The organism is Protofrankia sp. CiP3 (assembly GCF_917627345.1).
Taxonomy (GTDB): domain Bacteria; phylum Actinomycetota; class Actinomycetes; order Frankiales; family Frankiaceae; genus Protofrankia.
Genome location: NZ_CAKJTM010000058.1, coordinates 33,018 through 34,768, shown reverse-complemented (window position 1 = coordinate 34,768; position 1,751 = coordinate 33,018). Strand labels below are relative to the sequence as shown.

Annotated in this window: 2 protein-coding genes and 1 CRISPR repeat array; of the genes, one reads left to right on the top strand and one right to left on the bottom strand. The window is 69.6% G+C overall.

The genetic code is table 11. The annotated features are described in order from the left end of the window. Window positions 1-103, top strand: a 103-nt coding sequence (locus MJ797_RS18065; protein WP_239336539.1) for a transposase, incomplete at its 5' end; no start/stop codon positions are given. 28 nt (window positions 104-131) lie between these two features. Here the strand turns inward: MJ797_RS18065 and MJ797_RS18060 are convergent. Continuing rightward, window positions 132-311 carry a hypothetical protein gene (locus MJ797_RS18060; RefSeq protein WP_239336537.1) on the bottom strand — a complete coding sequence of 60 codons (180 nt, stop codon included), beginning with the start codon at window positions 309-311 and terminating at the stop codon, window positions 132-134. Window positions 312-338: 27 nt separating this feature from the next. Further along, window positions 339-1,711: direct repeats of the CRISPR family, unit length 28 nt; unit sequence GGAAGATCCCCGCGCGTGCGGGGACGAC. Between the last annotated feature and the right edge of the window lie 40 nt (window positions 1,712-1,751).

Genomic DNA, 1,751 nt, shown 5'->3' with positions numbered 1-1,751 from the left:
TTTCTGGTCCCCGTCCTACTTCGCTGCCTCAGCTGGCGGAGCGCCCATTTCGGTGTTACGCGAGTACATCGAAGGGCAGCGGCGGCCAGCCCCGATGCGCTAACCCCGCCCTGAACGGCGGGGCTTGCGCGCTACGTTTCCCGGTCAAACGCGACCTGGGCAACCACACCCGTGTCACCGTCGACCAACTCACCGCTACGATCAAGACCTTGCTCAAACGCATCCAGTACCGACCCGACCTCATCGCCGGCTTCCTTGGCCAGGCCGGCCTGGCCCCGGATCCACAACCCCCGTAACCAGACCCTGACCATTCAAGCTCTGTATCTTGTGCGGTCATCAGAAGATCTCCCCGCGCGCGGGGACGACGAGTCGAGCGCCTCCGCGACGCTCTGAAGATCGGGAAGATCCCCGCGCGTGCGGGGACGACAGGCGTCCAAGACCCAACAGACCCTCAGCCGCAGGAAGATCCCCGCGCGTGCGGGGACGACAGTGTGGCGACGGCTGCGGGTCACCAGTGATGAGGAAGATCCCCGCGCGTGCGGGGACGACAATCGCAGGTCTCGGGCGCGAACGTGCTCGTAGGGAAGATCCCCGCGCGTGCGGGGACGACATCTGGGATGACACCGGAACGGAGTACCTCGACTGGAAGATCCCCGCGCGTGCGGGGACGACGCCGGGCTACGGGGGGGTGCCCGGCGCACCGCCGGGAAGATCCCCGCACGTGCGGGGACGACTTGACCTCGCGCATCAGTCGCTGGTAGCTGGTCGGAAGATCCCCGCGCGTGCGGGGACGACAAGCGTTCGATCGCCTCGGTGAAGTACTTCCGCGGAAGATCCCCGCGCGTGCGGGGACGACACCGAGCGCCGACACCCACCAGGTCGACGATGCGGAAGATCCCCGCGCGTGCGGGGACGACCCGCCTATTTACGGTGCGCCCGGCCCGGGATGAGGAAGATCCCCGCGCGTGCGGGGACGACTGACTCCCAGCAAAGCCCGTATGATCCTCGTGCGGAAGATCCCCGCGCGTGCGGGGACGACCACCAGCCGGCGGCGGTGCGCACGTCGTCATGCGGAAGATCCCCGCGCGTGCGGGGACGACCTTGCCGACTGGACCCAGTAGATGCCCGACCTGGGAAGATCCCCGCGCGTGCGGGGACGACTGCCACCACCCTGCCGAATGTGACGGAGGGTAGGGAAGATCCCCGCGCGTGCGGGGACGACGACGACCCAGAGATCGGCCCGCTCGTCACCGGGGAAAGATCCCCGCGCGTGCGGGGACGGCGGTTCCCCATCCCCGCGCCGTGGCGGTCTCCAGGGGAAGATCCCCGCGCGTGCGGGGACGACGGGCATCGAGCTTACGTCTGGTCAGCGCATCCGGGAAGATCCCCGCGCGTGCGGGGACGACGACGACGAGACCTCTGCGGTGACCATCGACGGGGGAAGATCCCCGCGCGTGCGGGGACGACGTCCTGGGGGACTCGGGCAGCGGCAAGACACGGGGAAGATCCCCGCGCGTGCGGGGACGACCCGAGACGGCGGGCCTGGTCCTCGCTGATCGCGGGAAGATCCCCGCGCGTGCGGGGACGACGTCAGGCCGGCGTGCCAGATGCCGGGCAGGTGGGGAAGATCCCCGCGCGTGCGGGGACGACGCCGCCGCGACCGCGTCGCCCTCGGCAGTGTCGGGAAGATCCCCGCGCGTGCGGGGACGACCATTCTGTGGGGTCTGGTGGTGTAGTCGGGGTCGGAAGAT